Here is a 7,138-nt window from a genome sequence, read left to right as displayed (position 1 = left end):
GTTGTGGCGAAACACCCTATATAAAAGTACTTACTCAATTGTTTGGTGATCGACTAATCGTTGCCAATGCTACTGGCTGTTCTTCTATTTATGGAGGCAACCAACCCGCAACACCTTGGACCGTTAATGAAGAAGGTAGGGGTCCAGCTTGGTCAAATTCACTTTTTGAGGACAACGCAGAATTCGGATTGGGTATGCGCATAACTGCCGATAACCACCTGTCTATGGCTAAAAAACTGGTACACTATTCACGCCATGCAATTGGGGAGAAGTTGGCGAAAAAACTACTTAATACTGAACAACTCTATGAATCTGAAATAACGGAACAGCGAGAGGCAATATCTAAATTGAAGAAAAAATTAGCCCAAATTGATAAAAATGAAGCTGAAAAACTACTGTCGGTAGCAGATCATCTGGTCAGAAGAAGTGTGTGGTTGGTTGGTTGGTGGAGACGGATGGGCCTACGACATAGGTTCTGGAGGACTAGACCATGTGCTTTCTACAGGTAAAAATGTCAATGTGTTGGTATTGGACACCGAAGTGTATTCCAATACAGGCGGACAGATGTCTAAAGCAACACCAACGGCGGCTACCGCAAAATTTGCTAGTGGTGGAAAAAAAGTGGGTAAGAAAGACCTTGCTTTACAAGCTATTTCTTATGGTAATGTCTATGTGGCACAGGTTGCCATGGGCGCTAACCCTCAACAAACACTTTTGGCAATGCGCGAAGCCGAAGCCTATCCCGGACCATCGATTATATTGGCGTACAGTCAATGTATTGCACATGGGATTGATATGCGGAAAGGGATGACCCAACAAAATTTAGCTATTCAGAGTGGGTACTGGCCATTATTACGGTACAACCCAACTTTAAGAAAAGCAGGCAAAAACCCTTTTGTGCTTGATTCGCCCAGACCTACTATAAAATTTGAGGACTATGCGTATAACGAACTGAGGTACACCATTTTGAAAAAAACCAACCCTGAAGAAGCAGAAAAGTTACTTAAAGTAGCACAGGAGCTCATAAACCTACGTTGGAAAACCTATGAGGATATGTCGGGATGGGCAGCAAAAGAGTTTAGCCCAGTGATTTAATGAAAAATGCTTTTTGTATAAAATATAATTCAAACGGTATTGGCAATCGGTAACTATTTGCATTAGCAAAACTCTGGTTTAGACCTAGTTTGAAAGATAATCAGTGCGTGCCTAAAAATGTTCATGTTTGTGGTGTAAACATGGTAAGCCCGAGTTTCAAGATGTTGGAACAAATTGTTGAAAAATATGGTAGGAATAAAATAGTGACGGTTCGAAAAATAAATGATATTTATATCATTTATTACTATCAAGAATAACACCTTTTGTAAATTAAGTTCGGTAAATTTGAATTAAAAATTATGACAAATAAAGTAACAAAATAAATGTGTTAGATATGAATTCATTATTATAAATAGTAAGCAAATATGAATAGAATAGATTTCACAAAAATTAAACAGAGCTTTAAAGCTTTCAAGTATATATTATTATTTATTCCTACAATTTTAATATCTCAAAACGAAATGCTTATTAGTCAACTTTCAGAAAGATTGGTAACCAGAGAAAATTTTGATGAAAAAGGAAACTTGCTCAATACACAGACTTTTAAAATTGGGAAAGTAAAAATTTCTGAAAAATATTATGAAATTGAAGTTGAAACAGAATTGTTTGATGAAAGAGGCATATCTACCGATAAATACACAACCTCCTATCGTTGTAAGCCTGAAGAATCTAGCACTATTGTTATGGTATTTCCATTTTATAACCCAAAAAAAATGGCTACCGAAATAAGCACCACCTCAAGAAATTTTAAGGAGCTTTATGATTTAAATGCTCTTGTGGATTTAGAATTGGAAATAAATTTCGATTCAGGATTGTTGAATTTTTTTGGTTCCAAAAGCAAGATAAAAATTTATGAAAGGAATTTGGTAACTAACAATTCCACAAAAACCATTCGCTCCAAACTTAACGCTAAAGCTTATGCGCTTGGTATAAGAATTAAAGAATTTGAATATGACGTAATCGAAACACTTAATGATAAAAATTTGCTGTCCTTTCAGAAATTCATCGAAGAAGACGGCAGTTATTTTACAATAACCTATAAACCAAAAGAAGATGAATAATTATGACACACTGTCTGAAGCAGTAAATGACCTTATTCGAAGAGGATATACTTATGATTTCAACTTAAAACCTGAATGTTTGGAATGTGCTTCGCTCAAAATAGAAATACATCCTGAAGATTTTGAAGTGGAAAAAACCTATCGCTTTGAAGGGATGAGCAGCACGGACGATAATAGTGTGCTTTATGCCATTTCATCAAAAAACGGGATTAAAGGACTTTTGGTAGATGCCTATGGCGTCTATGCCGAAAACATTTCGGAAACAATGAGAAAAAAATTACGATAAACACTTAAATAATTATATAATGGAAAACCACAAAGATCACAAAAACAAAAACATGGACCATTCCAAGATGGACCACTCGAAAATGGAAGACCCAAAATCGGACGATCACTCTAAAATGGATCACTCTAAAATGGATCATTCCGGTCATGACGGCAACGCACCAATGGGAATGGCAGGACACGACCACCATAAAATGATGGTCAAGGACTTTAGAAAACGGTTCTGGGTATCATTGATAATTACCATCCCAATTCTCTTCTTCTCACCAATGATACAGGACTTTTTTGGTTACGAATACTTACTGCCTGGGAATCCATATTATCTATTTGCCTTGTCATCCTTTGTGTATTTCTGGGGTGCATGGCCATTTTTAAAAGGGTTTTATGGTGAGATGAAAACCAAAGGTGCCGGAATGATGACCTTGATTTCAATGGCCATTAGTGTTGCTTATTTTTATAGCACTGCAACTGTTTTCGGACTCAAGGGTGAAGATTTCTTTTGGGAATTAAGTACCCTTATTGTTATTATGCTCTTGGGGCACTGGCTGGAAATGAAATCGGTTTTAGGGGCATCAAAAGCCTTACAATTATTGGTAAGCATGTTGCCTTCCGAGGCACATAAAGTCGTTGGAGACACCATTCAAGATGTGAAGTTGGACGATCTTATAAAAGATGATATCATCTTGATTAAACCAGGGGAAAAAGTACCTGCAGATGGTATTATTACCGAGGGCACCAGTTATCTTAACGAATCAATGCTGACGGGAGAATCAAAACCTGTAAAGAAAGAGCAAGACGATGCGGTTATTGGAGGTTCCATTAATGGCAACAGTACCTTAAAAGTTAAGGTTAAGCATACAGGCAAAGACAGCTATCTCAGCAAGGTCATTAAAATGGTTGATGAGGCACAACGCACCAAATCGAAAATGCAAAACCTTTCTGATAGAGCTGCAAAATGGCTGACCTATATTGCTTTAGCTATTGGATTTGGCACATTGGCAGTATGGCTTATTTTAGGGTTTCCATTTGTATATGCATTGGAAAGAATGGTTACGGTTATGGTCATTGCCTGTCCACACGCTTTAGGTCTAGCCATTCCATTGGTAGTTGCTATATCCACAGCAGTTTCAGCTCAAAATGGATTGCTCATTCGAAATCGGACTGCTTTTGAAGAATCCAGAAAAATATCAGCATTATTATTCGACAAGACTGGAACATTGACCAAAGGAGATTTTGGTGTTACCAGAATGAAATCTGTTACAGACACCTATTCCGAAGCGGAAATTCTTCGATTGTCAAGTGCTTTGGAGCAAAGCTCGGAACATCCTATTGCTGTTGGAATCATTAAAAAAGTGAAGGCAGATAATGTGGCCATTCCAAAACCTGAAAAATTCAATGCCATTACTGGTAAAGGCGTAGAAGCCGATGTTGAAGGCAAAAAAGTAAAAGTAGTTAGCCCAGGTTATTTACGCGATGAAAATATTGCCATTCCAGAAGATGCTTATAGTGATGCTGCCGAAACGGTTGTGTTCGTTTTAATTGACGGAAAATTGGCAGGATACATAGCGCTTTCAGATGAAATTAGACCAGAATCTGCCGATGCCATAAAAACCTTTAAAAAGAACAATATTAAAGTATATATGGCTACAGGCGATAATGAAAAAACCGCCAAAGCCGTAAGTGATAAACTTGGTTTAGATGGTTACTTTGCTGAAGTTCTACCACATCAAAAAGTGGAAATTGTAAAAGACTTACAAGATAAAGGAGAATTTGTAGCTATGACAGGTGATGGTGTAAACGATGCACCTGCATTAGCACAAGCAAATGTTGGAGTTGCAGTTGGTTCTGGTTCCGATATTGCTGCTGAAACAGCCGATATTATTTTGGTAAATAGCAATCCAAAAGATATTGCCAATTTAATTTTATTTGGCAAAGCAACTTATAGTAAGATGATACAGAATTTAATTTGGGCAACGGGCTATAACATTGTAGCTATTCCATTAGCAGCAGGAGTATTATACGCTTCAGGTTTTGTTTTAGGGCCAGCTGTAGCTGCTGTTTTTATGAGCTTAAGTACGATTATTGTGGCCATTAATGCGCAACTATTAAAGCGTAAAATTGGTAAAAAATAATGAATAAAAAAGAAAAACTCAACAAGATATTCTTAATCTTGTTGAGTTTATTTGTAGTCATGTTGGGCTATGGGATATTGCTTCCAGTCTTACCTTATTATACTGAAAGACTCGCCTTAAATGACAATCTGGATACGGATCTAATCAACTTCCATATCGGATTGCTTACCAGTATTTATCCTCTTTTTCAATTACTATTTGTAGTGGTTTGGGGCAAACTTTCAGACAAATACGGTCGTAAGCCCATTATTATTATCGGTCTTGTCGGGTTTGTAATAATGCAGTTGCTAACGGGATTTGCCACATCTTTGACAATGCTTTATGCAGCTCGAATTTTTGGAGGTATTTTTACATCGTCAGTAATTCCTGTTAGTAATGCCTATTTAAGCGATATCACTTCCGAGAAACGAAGAACAAAAATAATGGCTTGGTCTGGAGTTGCAGCAAGCTCGGGTGTTATTTTTGGCCCTGTAATTGGTGGTTTTTTAAGTCAAACTAATTTACATTACAGTTATACTTACGGCGTGTTTCATTTAGATGGATTTTCTGTGCCTTTTTTATTGTCGGCTATCTTTGGAATAGTCGTGCTAGGCATTATTTTGAGATGGTTAAAACCCTCAAAGCTACAGCCTTTACAATTGCATACTATTGGTAACATTAAGTCTAAATTTATAGTTGGCCGATATTTTATGATATTGCTATTGCTCTCTTTTGTACTGCAGTTTGCAATAACACTGTTTGAAACGGTATTCTCAATATTTGCTAAAAACGAATTATCCTTTAAAAGCAGCCAAGTAGGAATTGGTTTTATGTTGTGCGGATTGGTTATGGCTATACTGCAACCTGTATTTGCCACTTACGGTCTAAAAATACTATCCGGGAAAAAACAGATGACTTTGGGTTTTCTAATTAGTGGTATCGCATTAATAGCATTTCCTTTTATTAGAGCGACTTCACTAATTTATATCACCATAATTGTTTTTGCCATTGGAGGATCTATGGTAACACCTAATTTGCTCACTGCCGTTTCATTGCTCTCTAAAAAGCATACAGGCAGAAATATTTCCATACAAACGTCTATAATCAGTTTAGGTCAAATTGCTGGGCCAATATTGGGAACTTGGTTAATAGCTGGTGGTTTTTATTATCCTTTTATTATTTCGGGCGTTATTGTTTTAACGGCAATAGGACTAGTTTATTTTTTGAAGCAACAAAATAAAGCGGTCGATCTGGATTTATTGACCAATCAGGATTTAGATAATTAGGATGGACCATAAGAAAGTTTTTAGAGAACATAATAAAACGCCTTTTTTAAAGGCTGCAGACGGTACAAAATATATTGAACTGGTTCATTCAGGTGAAGATTATTTTGTACGGTTAAAAGAAATAATTAACAAGGCAGAAAAAGAAATTCATTTACAAACCTACATTTTTGAAAATGATGACACGGGAAACCTTATTGCCAACTGTTTAATAGAAGCCGCCCTAAGAAAAGTTAATGTTTATATTTTACTGGATGCTTATGGCAGTGCGGCACTTCCCGATAGTTTTGTTCAAGATTTACTCGATCATGGTATTCAATTAAGGTTTTTCTCGCCTCTATTTTCACTAAATAATTTTTATATAGGCCGACGTATGCACCATAAAGTTGTTGTAGCAGATGGAAGTACGGCATTGGTTGGTGGTATTAATATTGGAGATAAATATCATGGAAATGTGAATACGGAACCATGGCTTGATTATGCAGTACAATTATATTGTCCTGCTGCAGAAGATTTACAAAAACTGTGTAGCGATCATTTTTTCAAAAAGGGAAGTTCAAGAAAAATAAAACCTGTTTTACATTCTGCTGGTGATGCTCAAATAGGAGTATTACAAAACGACTGGTTACAAGGAAAAACAGAAGTCTGTGACGCTTACACAGAAGCTATTAGTAATGCCGAAAAGGAAATAGTTATTGTAGCCTCATATTTTTTACCTGGAAGCAAATTGACAAAGGCTTTGATAAAAGCTTGTAACAAAGGAATAAAAACAAAAGTAATCTTAGCAGGAACTAGCGATGTGCCATTAGTGCGTAGAGCTACCGAACATTTGTATGCATCATTACTTAATCACAATATAAAAATATATGAGTGGAACAAATCCGTAGTACATGGAAAAGCAGCTATGGTAGATAACAAATGGTCTATTGTCGGTTCTTTTAATCTGAACAGTCTTAGCTGTTATGGAAGTATTGAGATGAACGTAGAAATTCAATCCGTAGAATTTGCCGAAAACCTTCACTCAGACTTTGAAAAGATTATAAGCGAGTGTAGTGAAATTACAATGGAGACTCTTAGAGAAAGATCTGGGATATTTAAAAACTTGTCCAATTGGGTTTCTTATCAAATAGTGCGCACTTCTATGCTTTTTCTCACCTTCCTTCCACATTTAAGATTTTTAAAAGACTTTAGGCTTTAAAATATTTGCCAATAATTTAACACTAAGTCTATGAGATAAAATAAGAGAATAAAAATACAATCAATATTTATTGAATAGTTCATAGCATGAGAAATTGGTTTTGTT

Annotated in this window: 6 protein-coding genes and 1 pseudogene; all 7 read left to right on the top strand. The window is 36.1% G+C overall.

Annotated features, from left to right (window positions below):
- Positions 1-509: pseudogene (locus AAC053_RS13105) on the top strand (hypothetical protein); the annotation flags it as partial.
- Positions 427-1,095, top strand: coding sequence for a thiamine pyrophosphate-dependent enzyme (locus tag AAC053_RS13100; RefSeq protein ID WP_339757484.1), 669 nt, complete (start codon positions 427-429; stop codon positions 1,093-1,095). The pseudogene AAC053_RS13105 and the gene AAC053_RS13100, both read left to right, overlap by 83 nt.
- Before the next feature lie 365 nt (positions 1,096-1,460).
- Entirely contained in the window at positions 1,461-2,156 is a 696-nt protein-coding gene (locus AAC053_RS13095) for a hypothetical protein (protein ID WP_339757480.1), read from the top strand.
- Positions 2,149-2,442, top strand: a complete 294-nt coding sequence (locus AAC053_RS13090; RefSeq protein ID WP_339757477.1) for a phosphoribosylpyrophosphate synthetase — start codon at positions 2,149-2,151, stop codon at positions 2,440-2,442. Before AAC053_RS13095 ends, AAC053_RS13090 begins: the two co-directional genes overlap by 8 nt.
- Positions 2,443-2,461: 19 nt before the next feature.
- Positions 2,462-4,573, top strand: a complete 2,112-nt coding sequence (locus AAC053_RS13085) for a copper-translocating P-type ATPase (protein ID WP_339757474.1) — start codon at positions 2,462-2,464, stop codon at positions 4,571-4,573.
- The gene (locus tag AAC053_RS13080; protein ID WP_339757471.1) at positions 4,573-5,838 is read left to right on the top strand and encodes an MFS transporter; all 1,266 of its coding nucleotides are present in this window, start codon (positions 4,573-4,575) and stop codon (positions 5,836-5,838) included. Before AAC053_RS13085 ends, AAC053_RS13080 begins: the two co-directional genes overlap by 1 nt.
- 1 nt (position 5,839) lies before the next feature.
- Entirely contained in the window at positions 5,840-7,033 is a 1,194-nt protein-coding gene (locus AAC053_RS13075) for a phospholipase D-like domain-containing protein (protein ID WP_339757468.1), read from the top strand.
- The last annotated feature ends 105 nt before the right edge of the window (positions 7,034-7,138 follow it).

The organism is uncultured Winogradskyella sp. (genome assembly GCF_963975125.1).
In the GTDB taxonomy this organism is placed as follows: domain Bacteria; phylum Bacteroidota; class Bacteroidia; order Flavobacteriales; family Flavobacteriaceae; genus Winogradskyella.
Note: the sequence above shows the minus strand (reverse complement) of the source record. Positions and strands in the feature narration are given on the sequence as shown.